At 62.7% G+C, this 20876-nt stretch carries 21 protein-coding genes and 1 pseudogene; 15 read left to right on the plus strand and 7 right to left on the minus strand.

Translation table 11 applies throughout. The annotated features are described in order from the left end of the window. Nucleotides 1–185: 185 nt before the first annotated feature. Nucleotides 186–2564, plus strand: coding sequence for a DNA polymerase II (locus VGM71_RS04540; protein WP_331542630.1), 2379 nt, complete (start codon nucleotides 186–188; stop codon nucleotides 2562–2564). 60 nt (nucleotides 2565–2624) lie between these two features. On the opposite strand, the gene VGM71_RS04545 is transcribed toward VGM71_RS04540, so the two are convergent. Further along, nucleotides 2625–2816: a hypothetical protein gene (locus VGM71_RS04545; protein WP_331542631.1), complete on the minus strand. Its 192-nt coding sequence runs from the start codon at nucleotides 2814–2816 to the stop codon at nucleotides 2625–2627. A gap of 267 nt (nucleotides 2817–3083) precedes the next feature. Here VGM71_RS04545 and VGM71_RS04550 point away from each other — a divergent pair, with 267 nt between their 5' ends. Further along, on the plus strand, nucleotides 3084–3680 hold the full coding sequence (locus tag VGM71_RS04550; RefSeq protein ID WP_331542632.1) for a TetR/AcrR family transcriptional regulator: 597 nt from the start codon (nucleotides 3084–3086) through the stop codon (nucleotides 3678–3680). Continuing rightward, nucleotides 3677–4195: a G/U mismatch-specific DNA glycosylase gene (gene mug, locus VGM71_RS04555; RefSeq protein WP_331542633.1), complete on the plus strand. Its 519-nt coding sequence runs from the start codon at nucleotides 3677–3679 to the stop codon at nucleotides 4193–4195. Before VGM71_RS04550 ends, mug begins: the two co-directional genes overlap by 4 nt. A 40-nt stretch (nucleotides 4196–4235) precedes the next feature. Here mug and VGM71_RS04560 read toward each other — a convergent pair whose 3' ends face one another. Next, complete coding sequence (locus VGM71_RS04560; RefSeq protein ID WP_331542634.1) at nucleotides 4236–5963, minus strand: M1 family metallopeptidase; 1728 nt, start codon at nucleotides 5961–5963, stop codon at nucleotides 4236–4238. Nucleotides 5964–6205: 242 nt separating this feature from the next. On the opposite strand from VGM71_RS04560, the gene VGM71_RS04565 reads away from it, so the two are divergent. After that, on the plus strand, nucleotides 6206–7114 hold the full coding sequence (locus tag VGM71_RS04565; RefSeq protein WP_331542635.1) for an NAD(P)/FAD-dependent oxidoreductase: 909 nt from the start codon (nucleotides 6206–6208) through the stop codon (nucleotides 7112–7114). Here VGM71_RS04565 and VGM71_RS04570 read toward each other — a convergent pair. After that, the gene (locus tag VGM71_RS04570) at nucleotides 7089–8033 is read right to left on the minus strand and encodes a LysR family transcriptional regulator (protein ID WP_331542636.1); all 945 of its coding nucleotides are present in this window, start codon (nucleotides 8031–8033) and stop codon (nucleotides 7089–7091) included. The two genes, VGM71_RS04565 and VGM71_RS04570, sit on opposite strands and share 26 nt — an antisense overlap. A gap of 78 nt (nucleotides 8034–8111) precedes the next feature. Between VGM71_RS04570 and VGM71_RS04575 the strand changes: the two genes are divergently transcribed. The 3 genes and pseudogenes from VGM71_RS04575 to VGM71_RS04585 form a co-directional block, all read left to right on the plus strand. Continuing rightward, nucleotides 8112–9305 (plus strand): MFS transporter, encoded by a 1194-nt coding sequence (locus tag VGM71_RS04575; RefSeq protein ID WP_331542637.1) that lies wholly within the window; start codon nucleotides 8112–8114, stop codon nucleotides 9303–9305. 443 nt (nucleotides 9306–9748) lie between these two features. Beyond that, complete coding sequence (locus tag VGM71_RS04580) at nucleotides 9749–10435, plus strand: uracil-DNA glycosylase (RefSeq protein WP_331542651.1); 687 nt, start codon at nucleotides 9749–9751, stop codon at nucleotides 10433–10435. Further along, nucleotides 10386–10578: pseudogene (locus tag VGM71_RS04585) on the plus strand (SDR family NAD(P)-dependent oxidoreductase); the annotation flags it as partial. The gene VGM71_RS04580 and the pseudogene VGM71_RS04585, both read left to right, overlap by 50 nt. Nucleotides 10579–10589: 11 nt before the next feature. On the opposite strand, the gene VGM71_RS04590 reads toward VGM71_RS04585, so the two are convergent. Further along, nucleotides 10590–11840 carry a PQQ-dependent sugar dehydrogenase gene (locus VGM71_RS04590; RefSeq protein WP_331542638.1) on the minus strand — a complete coding sequence of 417 codons (1251 nt, stop codon included), beginning with the start codon at nucleotides 11838–11840 and terminating at the stop codon, nucleotides 10590–10592. Nucleotides 11841–12007: 167 nt separating this feature from the next. Here VGM71_RS04590 and VGM71_RS04595 point away from each other — a divergent pair, with 167 nt between their 5' ends. The 4 genes from VGM71_RS04595 (at nucleotide 12008) to VGM71_RS04610 (ending at nucleotide 14316) form a co-directional block, all read left to right on the plus strand. Further along, a complete protein-coding gene (locus VGM71_RS04595; RefSeq protein WP_331542639.1) occupies nucleotides 12008–12370 on the plus strand; it encodes a metalloregulator ArsR/SmtB family transcription factor in 363 nt (120 codons plus the stop codon). Beyond that, complete coding sequence (locus VGM71_RS04600) at nucleotides 12348–12842, plus strand: SRPBCC family protein (protein WP_331542640.1); 495 nt, start codon at nucleotides 12348–12350, stop codon at nucleotides 12840–12842. Before VGM71_RS04595 ends, VGM71_RS04600 begins: the two co-directional genes overlap by 23 nt. 382 nt (nucleotides 12843–13224) lie before the next feature. Further along, nucleotides 13225–13533 (plus strand): hypothetical protein, encoded by a 309-nt coding sequence (locus VGM71_RS04605; protein WP_331542641.1) that lies wholly within the window; start codon nucleotides 13225–13227, stop codon nucleotides 13531–13533. A gap of 171 nt (nucleotides 13534–13704) precedes the next feature. Continuing rightward, nucleotides 13705–14316, plus strand: a complete 612-nt coding sequence (locus tag VGM71_RS04610) for a phosphatase PAP2 family protein (protein WP_331542642.1) — start codon at nucleotides 13705–13707, stop codon at nucleotides 14314–14316. 17 nt (nucleotides 14317–14333) lie between these two features. On the opposite strand, the gene VGM71_RS04615 is transcribed toward VGM71_RS04610, so the two are convergent. Further along, a complete protein-coding gene (locus VGM71_RS04615; RefSeq protein WP_331542643.1) occupies nucleotides 14334–15239 on the minus strand; it encodes a DUF5996 family protein in 906 nt (301 codons plus the stop codon). A 452-nt stretch (nucleotides 15240–15691) separates the two neighbouring features. On the opposite strand from VGM71_RS04615, the gene VGM71_RS04620 reads away from it, so the two are divergent. From VGM71_RS04620 to VGM71_RS04635, 4 genes are all read left to right on the plus strand, one after another. Next, the gene (locus tag VGM71_RS04620; protein WP_331542644.1) at nucleotides 15692–16219 is read left to right on the plus strand and encodes a sigma-70 family RNA polymerase sigma factor; all 528 of its coding nucleotides are present in this window, start codon (nucleotides 15692–15694) and stop codon (nucleotides 16217–16219) included. Then, a complete protein-coding gene (locus VGM71_RS04625) occupies nucleotides 16209–16826 on the plus strand; it encodes a hypothetical protein (RefSeq protein ID WP_331542645.1) in 618 nt (205 codons plus the stop codon). The genes VGM71_RS04620 and VGM71_RS04625 overlap by 11 nt, the downstream gene beginning before the upstream one ends. Nucleotides 16827–17151: 325 nt before the next feature. After that, nucleotides 17152–17787, plus strand: a complete 636-nt coding sequence (locus tag VGM71_RS04630; RefSeq protein ID WP_331542646.1) for a hypothetical protein — start codon at nucleotides 17152–17154, stop codon at nucleotides 17785–17787. Between the two features lie 381 nt (nucleotides 17788–18168). Continuing rightward, on the plus strand, nucleotides 18169–18594 hold the full coding sequence (locus VGM71_RS04635; RefSeq protein ID WP_331542647.1) for a hypothetical protein: 426 nt from the start codon (nucleotides 18169–18171) through the stop codon (nucleotides 18592–18594). A gap of 314 nt (nucleotides 18595–18908) precedes the next feature. On the opposite strand, the gene VGM71_RS04640 is transcribed toward VGM71_RS04635, so the two are convergent. Together VGM71_RS04640 and VGM71_RS04645 are read right to left on the minus strand one after the other, a co-directional pair. After that, nucleotides 18909–19742: a formate/nitrite transporter family protein gene (locus tag VGM71_RS04640; RefSeq protein WP_331542648.1), complete on the minus strand. Its 834-nt coding sequence runs from the start codon at nucleotides 19740–19742 to the stop codon at nucleotides 18909–18911. Between the two features lie 27 nt (nucleotides 19743–19769). Next, the gene (locus VGM71_RS04645; protein ID WP_331542649.1) at nucleotides 19770–19988 is read right to left on the minus strand and encodes an SDR family NAD(P)-dependent oxidoreductase; all 219 of its coding nucleotides are present in this window, start codon (nucleotides 19986–19988) and stop codon (nucleotides 19770–19772) included. Nucleotides 19989–20876 lie beyond the last annotated feature (888 nt).

Consider the following 20876-nt stretch of genomic DNA (forward strand, 5'->3'; position numbering starts at 1 on the left):
AATGCTGTTTTTGCGACACGCGTCAAGTAAACGTCACCATTGTGTCGGCATTAAGGCAGGATCGTCATGACACTGTTAACGGCAACGCGGGTTGCGTGCACATTTTCCTAATGGCACGTTCAGACTTATCTGGCAGGTATCATTGCCGCTGGTTCTGGCAAGGGCGCGCGCGCCATCTCCCTAAGATGAGTTCTCTCAGCCGACCGGGCTTCATCCTTACCCGCCGTTGGCGGGATACGGGGCACGGTACCGATCTTGATTTCTGGGTGGCCACCGACGAGGGTCCCAGGCAGGTCATCGTGTCCGCACAGCGGTCGGTGGCATTCGCCGGAGAGTCTAAGCGCACCGAGATCGAGACCGTGGCGCGGAGGGGCGTGGCCGCGGAGCTGCGCCCGTTGCCGTTGAAGACCTTTGCCCAGGAGCCCGTGCTGGGTGTCTATACGCGCGGTCATAAGCAGATGGTGTTGCTCGAGCGGCGCCTGAGGGAGCGCGGTGTGCCGTTGTACGAGGCGGACGTACGCCCCCACGACCGCTACATGATGGAGCGCTTCATCACCGCCGCTGTGAGTGTCGAAGGCGGCGTGGCGGAGGAAGACCGCATCCTCGATCCCAGGCTCACGCCCCGCGCGGATTACCGGCCCAACCTGCGCGCGGTGTCCCTGGACATCGAGACCAGCGCGCATGGCGACCTGTATTCCGTGGCGCTGGAAGGCTGCGGGCAGCGACAGGTGTACATGCTCGGCGAAGCGGCGCCGGGCGCGGAAACACCGGAGGACTTCGATCTCGAGTACGTCGCGGAACCGGCGCAGATCATCCACCGCCTGAACGCCTGGTTCGAGGCACACGATCCGGACGCCATCATCGGGTGGAACCTCGTGCAGTTCGACCTGAATCTGTTGCAGAAGCATGCGGACACGCATCGCGTGCCGTTGTTGCTGGCACGCGGTGGCCTGCCGATCGAATGGCGGGCGCACGGCACGCGCGAAGGCTTCCTCTTCGCCCCCACCGCGGGGCGCCTCGTGATCGACGGCATCGAAGCGCTGCGCGCCGCGCAATGGAGCTCGCCGTCCTTCAGCCTGGAGTACGTCGCCCAGACCATGCTTGGCGAGGGCAAGGCGATCGACGATCCGTACCACCGCATGGCGGAGATCGACCGCCGCTTCCGCGAAGACAAGGTGGCGCTCGCCCGCTACAACCTGAAGGATTGCGAGCTGGTGACGCGGATCTTCGCCAAGGCGAAGCTGTTCGAGTTCCTGCTCGAGCGGGCGCAGGTGACGGGCCTGGCGGCGGACCACTTCGGTGGATCCATCGCCGCCTTCAGCCACCACTACCTGCCGCGCATGCACCGAGCGGGTTATGTCGCCCCGAATGTCGGCGATATTCCGAATGCGCCGTTTCCCGGCGGATTTGTCATGAATTCGCGCCCGGGCATCTACGATTCCGTCCTGGTGCTCGACTACAAGAGTCTGTATCCATCGATCATCCGCACTTACCTGGTCGATTCGGTGGGCCTGGTGGAGGGGCTGCTCGATCCGTCGCCGTCGGCGTCCGTGCCCGGTTTCGACGGCAGCTATTTCTCCCGTGGGAAGCATTGCCTCCCGGCCATCGTCACGCAGTTATGGAAGCGCCGCGACGAGGCCAAGCGCCTCGGCAACCAGCCGCTGTCGCAAGCGCTCAAGCTGTTGATGAACTCCTTTTGCGGCGTGCTAGGAGCACGGGATTGCCGCTTCTTCGACCCCCGGCTGGTGTCGGCCGTTACCTTGCGCGGCCACGAGATCATGCGCCGCACGCGGGAACTCGTGGAAGCCGAGGGCTATGAGGCGATCTACGGCGACACCGATTCGATCTTCATCTGGCTCAAACAACGCCGCAGCGAAACCGAGGCGGAGGCGATCGCCGAAGCACTGGTCGATAAGGCGAACCGCTGGTGGCGAGCCCACCTCGCAGACACGATGGGGCTCGAAAGCGCCCTGGAGATCGAATTCGACACGCACTACCAACGGTTCTTCATGCCCACCATCCGCGGCAGCGAGGAGGGCAGCAAGAAGCGTTATGCCGGACTGGTGGTGGCTGAAGACGGCACGGAAGAGGTCGTGTATCGCGGCCTGGAGACAGTGCGCACCGACTGGACGCCGCTGGCCCAGAAGTTCCAGCAGGCACTCTACCTGCTCATCTTCAAGGAGCAACCGTATGCCGACTTCGTCAAGACGTATGCGCGGCGCCTGTTGGCGGGCGAACTGGACGACCTGCTGGTCTACCGTAAGCGGTTGCGCGGCAAGCTCAGCGACTACCAGCGCAACACGCCCCCGCAAGTGCGCGCGGCACGGGTGGCCGACGACTTCAACACGCGTCACGGTCGGCCCCGCCGTTACCAGAACGGCGGGTGGATCAGTTACGTCATGACCGTTAACGGCCCAGAGCCGCTCGAGGCACTGGCTTCGCGGATCGACTATGAGCACTATCTGTCGAACCAGCTGCAGCCCGTCGCCGACGCCATCCTGTCTCCCATGAACGACAGCTTCGCCCACCTGACGAGCGCGCAATTCGGTTTGTTCCAGGCCTGACCTACGATCGACGGATGGTCCCGCCACGACAGTTCCCGCCGCTTTCCGGGCTCGCCGACGTCAGGCCGGTTCGATGGCGTAACGGCGGAGGCTGTTGATGCGTCCCTGTGCATTCGGGTCGACCGAGAACGCGCGCGTCTGGTTGGACACCAGGCCGGACTGCACGCCGATGTCGAGCACGATGACGCCAAGCACCAGCAGGACCATCGATGATCCCGCACCGGCGAGCAGCACATACGCAAGGGTCAGCATCCTTGAAACCGTGCGCATCATGGTCGAGTTCCGCGGAGGAACCACTCTTGTCCAGGCCGAGAGGGTCTAGGCGGGCTGCTCGGCCAGGAGCTCGACGTAAGAGGCGTTTCCCGCGCTCAGGAACGATGTTTCGGCGAAGAAATCGAGGAGGGTGCTGCGGGTCGTGGCGTTCACGAGGGGATACTGGAGAAGACAGGTCTGTCTATGTCCATATAGTTGAGGGAGACAGGTCTGTATGTCAAGATGGACGAAAGGAGGAGCCACTCCATGACCCAGACCACGAATACCCCCATTCCCGCCCGCCAGCGCATCCTTGATACCGCGGACCGCCTCTTCTACAGCGACGGTCTCCGCGCCACCGGTATCGACCGGATCATTGCCGAGTCCGGCGTGGCCAAGATGTCGTTCTACCGCCATTTCCCCGCCAAGCGGGACCTTATCGTGGCGTTCCTGGAAAACCGGCGCATGGAATGGATCGGCTGGTTTCGCACCGAAGTGGAAGCCCGCCTGGCGAAGAAGGGGGCAGGGCTCGAGGTCATCGCCGACGTGATGGACTCCTGGTTTGCCCAGTCTGGTTTCCGTGGCTGCACTTTCGCCAATACCGTCGCGGAGCGCGCTCACGGCGAGGAGCCGATCGCGCGCGTCGTCGCGGATCACGAGACCGATATCGCGAACTACGTCGAGGAGTTGGCGGGCCGCCTGGGGTTATCGCGCCCGCGGCAGGTCGCCGAAGCGGTGGCGGTCGTCATGGAAGGACTGGTGGTCCGTGCGCAGATCACGGGGCACTACGGCGATCCGGCCATCGGTCGCATGCTCCTGCGTGGTATTGCCCGCGAGTTCACGCGCGCGCGGCCGAAGTCATGAAACTCCCGGACATCCTGGCCCCGGGCTTGTCGGCCGTCTTCTGCGGCATCAATCCTGGCCAGCATGCGGCCGGCATAGGGCAGCACTTTGCCGGTCGAGGGAACAGGTTCTGGCCCGCGCTGCATCTGGCGGGTTTCACGCCCGTGCAGCTGACGCCTGCAGAGGATGTTCGCTTGCTGGAATTCGGTTATGGCCTCACGACGGCTGTACCGCGCGCCTCGCGAACCGCCGCCGAGGTAAACGTATCTGAGCTTCGTGCCGGGTTGTGCGACCTTGAAGCGAAAATTCGCCGGTTACGGCCGCACGTCGTCGCCTTCCTGGGTAAACCGGCCTGGATCGTACACAGCGGCCGCGCGTACTTCGCGTGGGGACGGCAAGCGGAAACATTCGGCGGAAGCGAGGCGTGGGTCCTGCCGAATCCGAGCGGCCTGAACCGGCATTTCTCGCTCGTCGAACTCGCGCGTGCCTATCGCGAGCTGCGCGTCAGTCTCCCACCAGCGGTCGCCACACCCTAGCTCGGGTGCGGCGACCGGGCATTGCCTATAGCAAAGCCGCTTATCCGGTTTTCTTCTGCGCCTTGCGCTTTTGCTCCATGTAATCCCGGAACGCCTCCATGCCGGCATCGCGACGGAGGAGCTTCGAATCCGGATCGATCACGTACAAGGCGTTCTCGTTCGGCAGCGTGACGTCGCCATGACCGTCGGTCATGGGCAGGGTCACCACGCGGTCGCCGGCCTTCACGTCCACCGGGAGCGGGAAGGGACCCTTTCCAGGTACCGACCAGGCAAGGTGCAGCACCTGTCCTTCCTGTGTCACCTGAAGGTCGGGCAACGCCGCCTGGTACAGGTAGACGTTGAAGAACCAGTGCATGTCCTTGCCGGTGACCTTGTCGACGATGTCGATGAATTCTTTCGTGGTGCCATAGCGCGGCGAGAAATTGCCCGGCACCGGATTCTCGGTGCCGTACACCATCAGGCGCACCGAGCGATAGAAGGCGTCGTCGCCGATGTAGTTGCGCAGGGTGTGCAGCATCAGCGCACCCTTGTTGTAGATATCCTGGCCCGGGCCGCCGCGCTCGTCGTTATAGACGTCCTCTTCGCGCAGCGGCGTGCCCGACACGATGGCGTGGTGGTTGGACAGGATGCTGCGCAGGCGCATGAGGCTGGCGAAATAGGCTTGCTTGCCGCCGATCGATTCCGCGTACAGGGGCTGCATGTAGGTCGCGAATGCCTCGTGGATCCACATGTCGTCCCAGTTGGCATTGGTCACCTGGTTGCCGAACCACTCGTGGGAGAGTTCATGTTGCAGGAGGTCGTCATAGCCGTACGGTGTCTTCGCGTAGTTGTTTCCATACGCATTGATCGTCTGGTGTTCCATGCCCTTGTACGGCGTTTCGGCCACGCCCATTTTTTCCGAGCGGAACGGATAGGGGCCGATCGTGCCTTCCAGGAAGTCCAGCATGTGCGGGAACTCGGCGAAGAGCGTTTTCGCCTTGGCCTCGTCGTCCACGTAGAAGTAGCGCATCGGATAACTGTCGCCGAAGCGGCTCTTGTACGTGCCCGAAAGCTCGCGGTAAGGGCCGATGTTCAGCGAGATGCCGTACGTGCTCACTTCGTGGGCTCGCCAATGGTAGGTGCGCATGCCGTCCTTTTCTTCCATGCCCATGGACACCCCATTACCCACCGCCACCAGCGGCGCCGGCACGGTGACGTATTCATCCACGAGCTTCGGCCGGCCGGTGGGATGGTCGATGCACGGCCAGAAGAGGTCGCAGCCTTCGCCTTCCACCGCCGTGGCGATCCAGGGCTGGCCGTCCGGCGTGGTCGACCAGACCATGCCGCCATCCCACGGTGGCTTGACCGCGGTATGCGGCCGGCCGTGGTAGATCACGCGTATCGACGTCCTGGCGCCGGCGCTCAAGGGATGCGGAAGATCGACTTCCAGGTGCCCGTCGGTGTTGCGATAGCCCGACGAGGCCAGGCGCTGGCCATCGACTTCCACGGCGTCGATCGGCAGGTTGCGGTCGAGGTCGAGCACCATGCGCTTGAGCGGCGCCTTCAACTGGAAGGTGAGGGTGGTATCGCCTTCGAGGCGGCGTGCTTCCGGGTGCACGCGGAAATGCAGATCGGCGTGCTCGAAAGTGATGGCCTGCTGCTCAGGCGTAAGGGGCGCGCCGGAGTTGGTGGTGAAGTCCGTCAGCGGCGGCGGTGCAGGCGGAGCCGAAGGCGAGCAGGCAACGGTGCTGAGCGCGAGGAAGATGCCCAGCGGAAGGGAGTAGCGCATGTGGGGGAGGTCCCTGGAGGAAGGAGCAAACGCCCGACCATAGGAAGCCCGCAGGCGACCGCGCATGTGCCGGTAGTCAGGGCGCGAGATATTGCGGGGCCTTGATCGGCACCGAATCCGGGGGAGCCGCTTCAGCGGCGGTGGGTGCTTTTGCCCTGATCCCGATACCGGGATTTCACGGGGCCGACGCTGCGGTTAGACGTATACCCTCTTATCTATGCCCTCTTTGCGGGAATCGGATCGTGAGCGACGTCTATGACTGCCTCATCATAGGAGCCGGGCCGGCCGGTCTCACCGCGGCGACCTATCTCGCACGATACCGCCGCAGGATCCTCGTCGTCGATGCCGGACAGTCACGTGCACGCTGGATCCCCGCCAGCCACAACTGTCCTGGATTTCCCTTCGGCGTGGCGGGGAACGAACTACTCGCGCGTTTCCGGGCGCAGGCGGAGAGTCACCAGGTGCCGATCGTTCGCGCGCGGGCCGAAGAACTCGCGCGGGAAGACGATCTGTTCCGCGCGACGGGTAACAGCCAGGACTGGTGCGCGCGTAGCGTGTTGCTGGCCACCGGGGTGGTCGATCGGCTTCCTGCGGTCGACGGCGTGGAGCAGGCCATCGCCGCCGGCAGCTTGCGCCTGTGCGCCGTCTGCGACGGCTACGAGGCGCGTGACGAGGCCATCGGCGTTTACGCACCCATCGAAGAAGGCCTGGGGCACGCCATCTTTCTCAGGACGTTTTCCGCGAATGTCCATGTGCTGGCGGCGGGGCGGGCGTCGCCGAGCGCGGAGCAGCGGGCACGCGCCGAAGCGGCAGGGGTCGGTGTGCATGCGGGCGTGAGCGACCTGCGGTTTTCGTCCGGCGGATGCACCGCCATGCTGGACGATGGCGATGCGTTACAGCTGGACACCGTATACCCGGTGCTCGGGTCCGATCCGGCCACGCAACTCGCGGCGCCGCTCGAGCCGGCGACCGACGGCGATGGGAAGCTTCTGGTTAGCGACGTGATGGAGACCAGCGTCCCCGGGCTGTTCGCCGCCGGCGATGTCGTGAGCGGGCTCAATCAGATCAGCGTGGCGGTGGGCCATGCGGCGATCGCTGCGACGGCCATCCACCGCCGGTTGCCGCTCAACCCCCGGCCGTTGGCTGTGTGAGCTGGCGCGAGAGCAGGCCGGGCACGGTGTTCACCAGGTGCGTCACCGTGGCATCTACTTTCGCCAGCAACCGGCGGCTGCGAGGCCAGGTGACATGCACCGGCAAGCCCTCGATGTCGAACCCGGGCAGGACGTGGCGAAGTTCTCCCCGCTGGAGGTGCTCGTCGATCAACCACGTCGGTAGCTGCGCGACGCCGGCACCTGCCATGGCCGCGTCGACCTGCGCTTCGGCATTACCCAGGATCAGGCGTGCCTCCGGAAGGAACTGCTCCACAGGCGCGGTACCGTACCCGATAAGCCAGGGTGCCGGAGTCGCGTCGGATTTACCGTAGAGCACGGCCGAATGGGTTCGCAGGGCCATCGCGTCGGTCGGTTCGCCGTGTGCCGCCAGGTAATCCGGCGATGCGCAGAACACCTTGCGCTCCTTGCCAAGATAGGCGCGGCCGATGGCTTCCGGCCACACCTCCTGGTGTCCGACGCGGATGCCAACATCGATGCCTTCGTCCACGATGTCGACGAACCGGTCGGTGAAGCTGATGACCGGGCGCAGATCCGCATGGCGCACCAGGAAGGGAAGCAGTACCGGCATCACCTTGAGGCGACCGAAGGTCACAGGAAGGTCGATACGCAACTTTCCGACGGGCGCATCGCTTCCGTAGAGCAGCACCTGCTCGGCTTCCTCCAGTTCGCCGAGTACCGAGCGGCAAACGCGCAGATAAGCTTCTCCCTCGTCGGTAAGCGTTACGCGCCGCGTAGACCGGGCGAACAAGCGCTTGCCGAGTCGCGCTTCCAGCCGCCCGATGGCCTTGCCCACAGCGGAAGCGGTGAGATGCAGGCGCTCGGCGGCCGCCGTGAAACTGCCGGCATCGGCAACCGCGACGAAAACGCCAATGCCGTTGAGTCGCTCCGAAGGCTGCATTCGATTAGGGAATCTGGTTCCGCAAAGGCCGGAAAAGCTTCCCGGAATAGGAAGCAGGGGAAACCTTAGCATGGCGGGATGTCAAATCTGTCGTCTCGGTTACCGGTGGTCATTCTCGCCGTCGCTGCCTTCCTCATTGTCACCACGGAGTACCTGATCGTCGGCCTGCTGCCTGCGCTGGCGCGAGACCTCGGCATCTCCATCTCGACGGCGGGACAGCTGGTCACACTGTTCGCCGTGGTCGTCGCACTCTCGGGGCCCCCGCTTACGGCGGCACTGTCGCATGTGGACCGGAAGAGACTCTTCGTCGCCATTCTCGTCGTGTTCGCCCTTGCTAACGCGCTGGCAGCCAGCGCATCGTCACTGTGGGTATTGGCTATCGCGAGGTTCGTACCGGCGCTGGCTCTTCCGGTGTTCTGGGGAACGGCCAGCGAGACAGCCGCGAAGCTCGCCGGCGCCGATCGGGCGGGGCAGGCGGTGTCGCGGGTTTACCTCGGCATCTCCGCCGCGCTGTTGTTCGGTATTCCTCTCGGGACCCTGATCGGCGACGCGCTGGGCTGGCGGGCGGCGTTCTGGCTGCTGGCAGTTCTGTGCGCCGTGATGGCCATGACACTGGCCGCCACCATGCCGCGGATCGAGCGCTCGCCGCGCATACATCTTCGCGACCAGGCGGCGATATTTCGCGAACCCTTCTTCCTGGGCAATGTCGCGCTGTCCGTCGTGGTATTCGTTGCCATGTTCACCGCGTACACGTACCTGGCAGACGTACTCGAGCGCCTGGCTTCGGTGCCGTCGGCTCAGGTCGGTTGGTGGCTCATGGGCTTCGGTGCGATTGGACTCGTGGGTAACGCGCTGGGAGGGAAACTCGTCGACCGCTCGCCACTCGCGGCCACCGGCGGATTCGTGGCCCTGCTCATCGTCGGAATGCTCGCGGCATTCGCCATGACCGGCTCCCGGCTTGGGTTCCTGTTCGCGCTGGCAGCCTGGAGTATCGCGTATACGGCGCTCTTCCCGGTCTCCCAGGTTCGGGTCATGAAGTCCGTGACGCATTCGCAAGCGCTGGCAGGCACCACGAATGTGGCGGCTGCGAATGCCGGCATCGCAGTCGGAGCGGTGCTTGGCGGCATCGCTATTCCCACATGGGGCCTTGGCAGCATCGGGATCGTCGCCGGCATCGCCGGCGTACTGGCGCTGGCGATTATTCCTCTCGTGAATCGCCTGGCGGATCGGGACACGACATTGGGAATACAACCCGGGACAGGACGACCTTAGATGTCGCAGGCGCGCATCCCGACCCGCGCCGACTAGTGGGCAAGGGCGGTCGCCTGCTTCACCTGACATTGTCCCGCCCGGTGGCACGGTTCCTTCAGGCAGCTGGGTACACGAGTATGTCGACGACCACAACTATGCCGACTATGCCATGGCTTCGGGACGCGACGTCTTGCATGTTTTCGACGTGGGGCACGTTGAAGAGGCTCGGCTGACTCCGGCGGGACTGGTCCGCGACGACGGCCTGGTGAGCTACCCGCGCGTCCACGACTGACCGATCCGCAGGTGCGCGTAGGCGTTGGATGTCCAGGTGCTAAAATTGGTCGACTGATCCACGCCCAGTTGCCCGGTGTCGGATTCACACTGAAATCCGGAGCCAGAGCGTGCACGCGCATCCCAAGATCGAAGCGTTCCTTGCCGACTTCTTTTCCGCTCCGACGTCGGACATGCCCCGTGTGTTCGATCCCTGGAATGATGTCTCCAGCGACGATATCGACCCGGCGGCGGTAGAAAAGCGCCGCGAACGCCTCCGGCGACACCTGTCCGCGCCCGCCCCCAAGCTGCTGCTGGTAGGTGAGGCGCCCGGCTATCAGGGCACGCGGGTCACCGGGTCGCCCTTCACCTCGGAAGCCCTGCTGCTCGAGGAGGGCGTGCCCAGGGTAGGGAAGCTCGACGGCCGGCTGACGTCACGCCGTTTGCCATGGCGGGAGCCGTCGTCGACCATCGTGTGGCGGGCGCTCCGTGACCAGGGCCTCGCCGAGTCCACTCTCTTGTGGGGCGCCTTCCCGTGGCATCCCTTCGCGGACGATCCGTTGTCGAACCGACCGCCCAGCAAGCCGGAAAAAGCCGTCGGAGTCCTCTGGTTGCGCAAACTGATCGATGCGCTGCCGGCTGTCACGGTGGTCGCCGTGGGTAACGTGGCGGCCGACGCTTTGCTAACTATCGCCGTGGATGCAGCGAAGATCCGCCATCCTTCCAATGGTGGCGCCACGGCGTTCCGCGCCGGACTCACCCTGGTGGCACAGGGGGCTTCCCAAGGAGTTCAACCAGCCGCGACTCGCCCGGCATCGGCCGCGCCGCGGCGAAATCGTCTTCGCCAATGCCGGGGCGGGAAGCCAGCTTCCGCTCGGTGAGATCACCGCCAAGCACATCGACGAGATCTTCGACACCAACGTGAAAGGCTCGATCTTCACGGTCCAGAAGGCGCTGCCTTTGATGGTCAAGGGCGGCTCGGTCATCCTGACTGGATCGAGCGCCGGCACCACGGAAGCCAGTACGGGCACATCTTTAGCGGGGCGGCTCGCTGTGCTGCCCTGCAGGCGTCGGTGTGAGGTGGAACAGGCCGCCGGGTTCGGCATCCTCTAACAGCCAGAGCGAGCCGTCCGGCGCCTCCTCGATATCGCGAACGCGCTTGCGGAGGTCCCAGCGCTGGACCGCGGTTGCGCCGCCCTTGCCGTCAAACGTGACGCGAACGATTCCCAGACTGACCAGACCGCTGATCAAGGCGCTGCCATTCCAGTGCGGAAACAGGCTGCCCTTGTAGAACATGATATTGCCCGGCGCGATCACCGGCACCCAATAGATCACAGGCTTGGCGAGGTCGGGCCGAGAATCGGGGCTTGAGATGGGCACGCCGTTATAGTTGGCGCCGTACGAAACCAGCGGCCAACCGTAGTTCTTGCCACGCTGGATCAGGTTCAGTTCGTCGCCGCCGCGCGGGCCATGCTCGAGTTCCCATAGTCGACCGTCAGGAGCGAAGGCGAGACCATAAGGCGTGCGGTGGCCGGTGCTCCAGGTTTCCGCCGGCGTCAGGTTGGGTCCGGGGAACGTATAGGTGCTGACCACGGGCGCCGTTTTCGCTGCCTCGGTATCGGCGGCCGGATCGATAAGAGGAATGGTGCGAGCGCCGACCTTTCCCGCCCACGGATTCCCCGGCGCAGGTTTGCCGTCCAGCGTCAGCCGCAGGATCTTGCCTACCGGCTGGTCGGGATCCTGTGCGGGCGTGAACCGCTGCCGGTCGCCCACGGTGAGGAAGAGGTACTTACCGTCCGGTGAAAAGGCGATCTGGGCGCCGGCCTGGCCACCCTTGCCCGTGGGCATCTGACGCCACAGCACCTGGAAGCCCTCCAGATGGGCCTGGTCGCCGTCCAACACGAGTTGACCCCGACCCATGGCCAGGCCGCCGCCATAGTCACCGGGCGCGACATACGTGAGGTACACGTTGTGGTCACGGGCGTAATGGGGCGAAAGAAAGACGCCCAGCATGCCGTTCTGGCCTTCGAAATAGCTGGCGGGCACGCCCTTGACCTCAGTCTTGGCGCCCTGGGGCGTCACCAGCTGCAGGCGACCGACTTTCTCGGTCACCAGCATGCGGCCATCGGGCAGGAACGCGATGCGCCAAGGCAGATCGAGGCTGGCCACCTTCTTCATGGTGAAAGGAAGGTCGGGGTCCGATTTCTGATCACCCGCATTGGTCTGTGCGTGGGCGACGCTTGTCAGCAGAGCCGCAAGCAGGAACCCGTTTGCCAGCTTCGTCATTGCCTATTTCCTTGCGTCCGATCAACGGACGATCCTAGTGTTATGAATGCCATTTGGGTAGGTGTGGCCAGCGAGTTCATTGGAACATCGGAAAGACTACGCGCGGTTTACGACTGTGTGAGTGGATCCGCTTGTAAATCGTCCGCGCCTGCTCTACAGTGAACCACATGGTTCACTATCAAACTCGTCTTGACACTACCTTCGCCGCACTCTCCGATGTCACCCGGCGCGGCGTGCTGGAGCAGCTTGGAAGTTCAGACGCCTCCATCAGCGATCTTGCCGAAAGGTTTCACATGACCCTCACGGGCATGAAGAAGCACGTCAGTGTCCTGGAAGAGGCGGGGCTAGTGATCACGGAGAAGGTCGGGCGCGTCCGCACCTGCAGGCTCGGACAGCGCCGGTTGGAGGAAGAGGCGGCCTGGATAGAGCGGCACCGCCAACTTTGGAGCGCACGCTTTGATGCGCTGGACAAGCTTGTCGAACACATGAAACGCGAGGAGAAGGTAGATGCCCAAAGAAAACGAAGGTAGTACCGGCACCACGAACCACACCGCCGTGGAACGCAAGTCCGACCGCGAACTCGTCGTGACACGAACATTCGATGCCCCGGCGCACATCGTCTTCGAAGCATGGAGCAATCCCGAACTGTTCAAGGTTTGGTGGGTTCCCAAATCGGCTGGCCTGTCGCTTCTCTCGTGCGACATGGATATTCGCACCGGGGGCTCGTATCGGCTCGTGTTCCGCCACCCGGCCTTCGATCAGCCCATGGCGTTCTTCGGCACGTACAAGGAGGTAACGCCGAACAAGCGCCTCGTATGGACGAACGAAGAAAGCGAGCAGGGCGCCGTGACCACGGTGACGTTCGAGGAAAACGACGGCAAGACGCTGGTCACGCTGCACGAGCTCTATCCCACCGAAGCGGCCCGCGATGAAGCCCTCGCTGGTTCGGCGGACGGCCTGCCCGAGCAGTTCGCGCAGCTGGATGAGTTGCTCGCATCCTGAGGACGATATTCTCAGACATGCCGTCCGGCTGAATTAAGGTGGTACTAAGTCGCGGGTGCAATGCTTAAGTGCGGCACACGTATGGACCGCTGCGGCGCCAACTATCCACACACAGGGGACAATGCCCATGAGGAATATATCCGGGTTGGTGGTGATGTTGGCTGCCGGCTTATCTGTCTGCGCATCCGCTGCTGCCGCATCGGCAAGCTCTTATGCAGTCGTGCAGCGGTACGCGCTCGGCGGCGCGGGCGGCTGAGACTATCTGACGTTCGATGAGGTCGGACGTCAACATGTCTGGCCCCTCGCACCGTGCGAAGAACCCACAGGCCTTGCTTTCGATGCCAAAGCGGGCCGGCTGTTCTCGGTCTGCGCAAACGGCTGGTTGATCGTCACCGACGCATACGACGGGCACCAGGTGGAGCGGGTCGCCATCGGCAAGGATCCGGATGCCGTTGCATACGATCCGATCACGCACCTGCTTTTTAGTGCGAGCCGCGCTGGCGCGCTTTATGTCGTGAAGCAGGTCGACGCCGACCACTATAAGTCCATGGGCGCGACCCCGACGCTGAAAAGCGCGCGCACGCTGGCCTTGGACCCAAAAACACACGAGGTATTCCTGGTAGGTGCGAAGGCCTCTGGTGGTGGGCGGCAAGTAAGCGGCTTCGAATTGATGGTCGCGCGGCCTCACTGACCCGATTCGGCTTGCGAACGTCTGCCAGTGTCGGGGTCTTCATGCTTTCAATTTGCTTAGTACCAGCTTATGGCCGGAGGCGCGACGGATTGGGTAGCGCTCGCCAGCAAAGGTAATCGTAAGAGCATCGGCGTACGTTGGTGACGCTGTCGGGCTGCCATGGAAAGTCTCATGCGTGCCTTTATCTTCATCTTTATCTTTTTGTTCGCGGGTACCGCCGCTGCCAGTGGAGGTCCACTGGGCATCGACCATCGCCTGCTTTACGACAACAGCGGCATCTGGAAACGCAGTAATCAGAAGGTGCTGATCTACGGCAGCATCGTTACCGTGGGAGTCGGCGCACTCGCACTCGGAGACCATGACGAACTCGGCGACACATTCTGGCGCTCAGTGGATGCCATGGTGGTCACCGGCGCGGGCACGCAGGCGCTCAAGCACGCCTTCGGGCGCGAGCGCCCCTCGCAAACCGACGACCCCGACCGCTTCTTCCATCACGGGCAAAGCTTTCCCAGCGGCGAAGTTGCGGCCTTGTCCGCGGCGGTGACGCCTTTCATCGTGAACTATGGCGACGAACATCCGGCTGTCTACGCCTTGGCCTTGCTTCCCGCATATGATGCCGTCGCCCGCATGAAGGTGCACGCACATTGGCAGAGCGACGTGCTGGTGGGTGCCGCGATCGGTACAGGTATCGGCATTTGGGCATCGCACCGCAACTCTCCGCTCGTCGTTGGCTGGCTTCCTGGCGGTTTCAGCGTGGGTTACGTGCACCATTTCAAGCCCTAGCCCCGGTGGGGGGATGACTAATCTGGCCGTCCATTCCCCATAAGATCCGGATCCCAATTCGCGCGCTCGAACCCTGCTTTGAACGTGGACCGGAAGAACGATAGAAGGTCTCCGTCGGGATCTTTCGATTTCCGAAGATCGTCATAATCCAGAATGAATTCACTCATGTCAGGATTCCACCGCGCGCTCGGCGGGCTCACCTCTGCGTCTTCGATTCCCGCAGGCTGAGGATAGGTGAAGGAGTAGAACGCAGCCCGTGGGTACGCGGCGTTGCCATCCCACCAGCCCATCTCGATGAGTTCCGCATTCATCGCGTTACGACGGATGTAATCGGTGTTCGCCCCGGGCGAAGCAGGCTTGCCACTATAAAAGACATCCCGGATATCGAGCGTTCCCCACATGAGGCAAACGGGCTGGGTCTTGCCCTGGAAAAACCCTCTGAATGCCTGCATCACGCGTTGTGTGCTCAGAAGGATTCTCCACCAGCTGTTAGCCATCATGGGGTCATAGAAGCGGGGCGCTTTATCCTGGTTAAAGGGAATCGGGTTGGGTATTTCTTGCGGCATCAAATTAATGGAAACATCGATGCCCGCCTGGTGGAGCAGGTCAAAGATGCGCTCCACGAACTCCGCGACGCTCATCGATGCCAGTTTGAAGCGCCCAGAGTTCCCCCAACTGGTGGCGCATATCGTCTCGTGCGAGACCAAGTCGACACTGACTTCGTACGCCCCGCTGGCGTAACTGATTGGCCCCGTCGTCAATCCTCGCGACCCGATCCACAATGGTATTCCCGACCACTGAGGCTGAAACGGTTCTTTCAGCTTTAACTTGCCGATAGCCTGGAGGCCCAAGTGGAGGAGGTGATGTGTATCCGCGAAGTCGGGATAGGAAAGTGGAGGCCAGGGGTCGTTCGGAAGAGACATGAGCAGTGTCCTCACTGAGAGCCGCGCGGGCGATCAATCGTAGCGTGTCGTACTGTCATAGCGAAATGAGACGGAGGCCGGCGGGGTGGCGGTTCGCGCGCGTTGCCGTTGCCGCCTCAAGGGGGAGCAGCAGACCTCTGTCGATCATCGCGCCGAACCAGAGAGCGAGGAGGGCTACAGTTCCGTCGAAATCGCCCGTACGAACCGAGTGATCTTCCGAGGGTCGCGCTCACGGCTACAAGGCGCCGACTGCGACGTTCCAGTTGCTCAACTCGTTGTTCCAGGTTCATGACATTCTCCGTGGCATCCGCAACGCCGGACACCCGCATAGTGTTGAGGTGAGCCAGTGTATCGGCGTGGGACGGTGGGGCGACAGCCGCCGACCGCGAGAATCCGGCCGTCGTGTGATTTTTTTTCACCTCCGGCGAATCATGAGGGAAAGAGGAGGGAGCATGGCCCACGAGGAACGCCGGCGTCGCTGTGATGCGCTACTGCACGAATACCGTCGCATCGTGTTCAAGGTAGCGGCGGTTTATGCATACCACGCGGAAGATCGCCGCGACCTGGCCCAGGACATCGCGCTGCAGGTGTGGCGCTCGTTCGCCAGCTTCGACCCGGCAAGGCCGTTCGCGACCTGGCTGTACCGGGTGGCGCTGAACGTCGGGCTTTCGCATGCCCGCCGCGAACGCGACAAGCCTCCAATGGTAGGCACCGAGGCGCTCGATGGCCTGGAGGGCGGCTCGCCCATCGCCGAGCCGGACGAGCGGCTGGCCCTCCTCGCCGGTGCGATCGAGGCGTTGGAACCGCTGGAACGCGCGCTGGCTCTGCTGTACCTGGACGAGCTGCCGTACAGGGAGATCGCTTCCGTGCTCGGGCTCTCCGAAACGAACGTGGGCACGCGCATCGCGCGCCTGAAACAACGCCTGCGCCGGCAGATGGCCGCCGCGGCACCTGACGAGGAGGTAAGGCATGGAACTTGATGACCTGAAGGCTGGCTGGGTTGAACTTGATCGTCGCGTTGCGGCACTGGAATTGATCGCGCCGTCGCGTGGGGCCGCGGCGGGGGTGCATGCGGAACTGCGGCCGCTGGCATGGGGGCAGGCCCTGCAGATGATGTTCGGCGTACTGGTAGCGATGGTCACGGGCTTTTTCTGGGTGGACCATCGGGATGCGGCTGGGCTGCTGGTGGCGGGACTGCTGCTGCACGGATACGGCATCGCCATGATCGTCACCGCGGCGCGGAACCTTGTGCTCGTGGCCAGGACATCCGAAGCTCAGCCGGTGCTCGCGCTGCAGCAGCGCGTGGCAGCGCTGCGCGCGTGGCGGATCCGCGAAGGTCGCTGGTTCGGTGTATTGGGTTGCTTCATTTGGGTGCCCATGATCATTGGGGCCTTTGGTCTGCTGGGTATCGATCTGGTGACCGCCTGCCCCTGGTTCGTGGCTCTCAACCTGCTGGTCTCTTGTGCCTTCCTGGGCGCCTACGTCACCGTATCCCGGCTGGTGAAAGTGCCAGAAGGCCGCGCCGTACGCCGGGCGCAGGAGCGGCTGGACGAGGTGGCGCGATTTGCGGGTGGTAATGCGGTATAGGCGGTGGCGCTGAAACCTTGTAATCGTGGTCAGTACGATGAATCTCCGCTGCGGCTGCGAGCGCGGTAATCGGCCCGTGATGCGTCTGTCACCTGATCGTCGTAGGCCTCCGTACTCGGGGGCGCTGACAGCGTCGGTTCTTCTCGTCACACGACGACCTATGGCAGTTTTATCGTTGCTGGCTATGGGGTGGGGCCTGGTGGAACAGGAATCGCGCGCTATGCCCCAGCAGGAGGGCTGAGCTACCCTGCCAAGAGACATGGTGGACAGTCCTTGCGCGCGGTAGCTAGGCTGCCGGGACTCGACCGATCCAGGGAGGATATCCATGTCCGGCAACCGTTTCCTTGTTGTCTATTCCGGCCTTCTCACCGCAGTGTTCGTGGTCACAATGCTTTCCGGCTTCGCAAAGAGCCCTGTCACCTCGTTCGACGAGATCAACGTACAGCGCATCAATGTTCGCGAGGCCGACGGCACCCTGCGAATGATCATCACGAATGGGGCCAGGATGCCCGGTGTGATTGTCAAGGGAAAGGAGCAGCCTAAGGTCGATCGTCCCCAGGCGGGAATGATCTTCTACAACGACGAAGGTTCCGAGAACGGTGGTCTCATCTTCGGTGGCAAGCGCAACGCCAAGGGCGAAGTCGTGGATGCGGGCGGCGCCTTGTCATTCGATCGATACAATGCAAACCAGGTGGTCCAGCTGATTGGCGTCGATGACAAGGACAATCACTATGCGGGTCTATCGGTAACGGATAGTAGGGAAAACGAGCACAACAAGCAGCGCATATGGGTGGGCCGCGACGATGACGGAACCGCCACATTGTCCATGATGGACGGCGCAGGGAAGGCACGCATTCAGATGAAAGTGCCGGCCGATGGCACTGCTGTGATCAATTTCCTCGATAAGGACGGCAAGGTGCAGAAGACTATTGCGGGTGCGGAGGCTACTGCCTATCGCTAGTCGGATGGAGCGCCGTTCCTTGCTGGGCCCTCGCCGCGGTTGCCCATTGCCCCTTACGAGCACGCAAAGAGCCAATGAGAATGCGGAACGGGTAGGGTACCCGGTTCCTCCCCTATGACCAAGAACTGTCGCTGATATACGAGCAGATCTTTCCTGAATCCGAATTGCCCCGTCTATTGGAAATCGCAGCGGCGAGCGAGAGGTTGTTCGAAATCGTTCATGTCCGAATCGATCGATCTCATTACACAAATTTGCGAGGTTCGTCGGAGTGCCAAAACGCACACACGAAAAAATGTATCCCATCATGGAGCAGCTGCATGGTTGCCCCGAATCGAGCCTTTCGTTCGAAACCATCGGCGCACGAGCTGTCGGTGGCCTGACATGACAATTTCTTCCTATGCCGGCGACACGTTTCTATGGCTTGGCATTGGCCTTTTTTGCGCGGGAACCCTGCTCGGGTTTCCGCATGGGCTTTCCAAGCGTAACGGTGATACGGCACCAACCGAGTTGTGGCGGATTGCGCACCTTTCTACCTGCGTGGGAGGCGTCTCGCTCATCGCCCTGACATTGGCATTGGAACGCTTGGTGGGGAACGTAGCGATTTACGCGCTTACGCCTCTTTCGATTGCGGCGTATAGCTTTTTCCTTGCGTGCGCGTTAAGCGGCTGGCTGAACCGATCCTGGGATGGCGATAGAACCCAGAGGAGGGTGATGCTGATCTACATGCTTCAGATTTTCGCGTCAATAATGTCGGTCGTCGCTGTAACCGGCATGCTTGGTGGGCTCATTTGGAAGCTGATGTCATGACTTCTGCTACTACGCTTCATGCGGGCGAAGTTATTGGACTCCGTGGGCTGGCCTACTTCCGGCGGCTGCTCTAGTTTGTTGGGCTCGCTAGCCTGCGGATGATCGTTACTCGCTCTACGGTGAAGCGACCGCACAGAGCAGCCTGAAGGACTTCCGCGACAGCGAGAGGGGCGGCTTTCAACCCATACCCGGCGGGTTGGCCCGGAAGGGATGGACGGGCCTGAAACGCGAGTGGCGTCAGTTGGGAGAGCACTCAGAAGGCCGTTTGACGGGGGCCGGGCGGAGCGGGCAATGGCTCGTCTCTTCGCTCGCGTTCAAATCTCCTGCTGGACTTGAGCGTGCGCGAGCAGCGCAAACAGTCCGGTTCCGCCGATGACGTTCCCCAGCAGAGCAGGAAAGATAATCCCGAAGGCACTATGGGCAAACGTCGTTTCGCCGGCGAACGCCAGCAGCCACGCCTCGCCTGATCCGGCGACCACGTGCGCGAAGCCGCCCAATGCGATGAAGTATGTAAGGAAGATCACCACGAGGAACTGCTGCCCGCGTGACGACGGGAGCAACCACGGCACCGCCGCTATCAGGAATCCGGCAGGAATCGCGACTTTCACCGTGTCGAGCCAGTCGTGTTCCAGCAGCTTGCGCGAAAGCGCCAGCATCGCATCGCGCTGCTCCGGCGAGCCGATAACTCCATAGTTGTTGAGCCCGGCGATGAAGAGCGTGCCCACCATGTTCGCTACGAACACGAGGCTCCATAACCGCAGCAATCGACCGAGATTGCCGAAACTGGGATGCGTTGCGACCGGGAGGACAGCCGACAGCGTGCTTTCGGTGAAAAGCTGGAGGTTGCCGAGGATGACAATGACGAAGCCAAGTGTGTAACCGATGCTCGTCACCAACGGTGACCACGTAGCTTGCGGCAATCTGCTTTCGAGCAGCGCCTGCCCGAGCACCGACGTGCTGATCGCGACACCTCCCGCTAGCCCCGACCAGATCAACGAACCCGTCGGGCGCTCCAGTTCCTCGTCCCCGCGGCGGCGGACGACCTCATGGATGACCCGCGCGCTCGCGGCCAAACGGTCGCTAACCGCATCCCGCTCCTGGTCGGACAGGTCGATGTCCTGTTCGCGGTCTTCAAGCTCGTCCGACATTGCGTGTTCCTCGGCCTGGGCAAGAGCTTATTGCGGCGGCTGGCCATTAGAGGCCATCAAGCCACCATCGACCGGCAGGGTGACGGCGCGGACCATGTTCGTGACAGCCTCCGCGCGATCGAGGTCGACTATCACGACGTTGGCGCCCTCGTCGGAAAACCGGCGGGCAGCGGCGCGTCCGATGCCTGAAGCTGCGCCGGTAACGAGTACGGTCTCTGCTGTGAAACGGGCCAAGCTGATTTCCATTGAAGATGCCGAGCCGTGAATGTTCTGGCCGTCCTCCCCTATACGCCGAAATAGATGACAGGTCTGCGAAATAGCAGCCCGATGATCTATGTGAGGCCGCTGGTCATCGCGTCCGACACGTGTTTTGGACAAGGGCGCGTCGAGATGAACTTTGCGTCAAACCGCGTCGTTACGCGTTCGTCTTACTATGAAGGCAGATGCGGCTCAATCGCCTGCCCCGACAGCCCGCACCTGATAGCATCGCGACCAGTTGCTCGAACGTCCAAGCCGGACTGGACCAGCCTCGTGCCAAGATGGCGCCGAGGCTGGGCACGGGTCTCTTGGCTCTTCCAACCTAACGAGCAGCTGTCCTTACAAGGTCGCGCCAGTAAGGGCCATGGCGCCATGGATCCGGTGACGGTCGCACTCTTGATTCGCGACATTTCATCAGCGGCTCGTACGCCGGCAGACGCCTTGGCGGACGATCCTGTCGCCGTAATCGAATTCGCGCGATCGCTGTATGCGGCCGGCTCAGAGGTCCCGGCAGCGTCGCGAACGTGATTCCACAGATGGCGCGGCACAACCTACTTGGCACTTCTTGGCGACCGGCATAAACCCATTGGCCGTTTTAATTAATGGCCCAGAAAGGTTGGCGGGGATTGGCATAGACTTTCGACAGATTCGGCCCAGAAACTTTGACGGCATCCTACTATGGCCCAACTTTTTCGGGCGTACCCAGACGCCTAGAAACACGACGAGTGTCAGTACCTAGGCGGTTTCAAGGTCCACGCGCAACACAGTCAGTGCATCGTAGCCGGATCGGCCTCGCTTAGTTGGCGGAGCTCGGTGTAGACCTGCAACGGCGTGCGAAACCCATGCCGCTGCCGCGGGCGGGTGTTGAGACTCAAG

This window comes from Luteibacter sp. (assembly GCF_036499525.1).
Taxonomy (GTDB): domain Bacteria; phylum Pseudomonadota; class Gammaproteobacteria; order Xanthomonadales; family Rhodanobacteraceae; genus Luteibacter.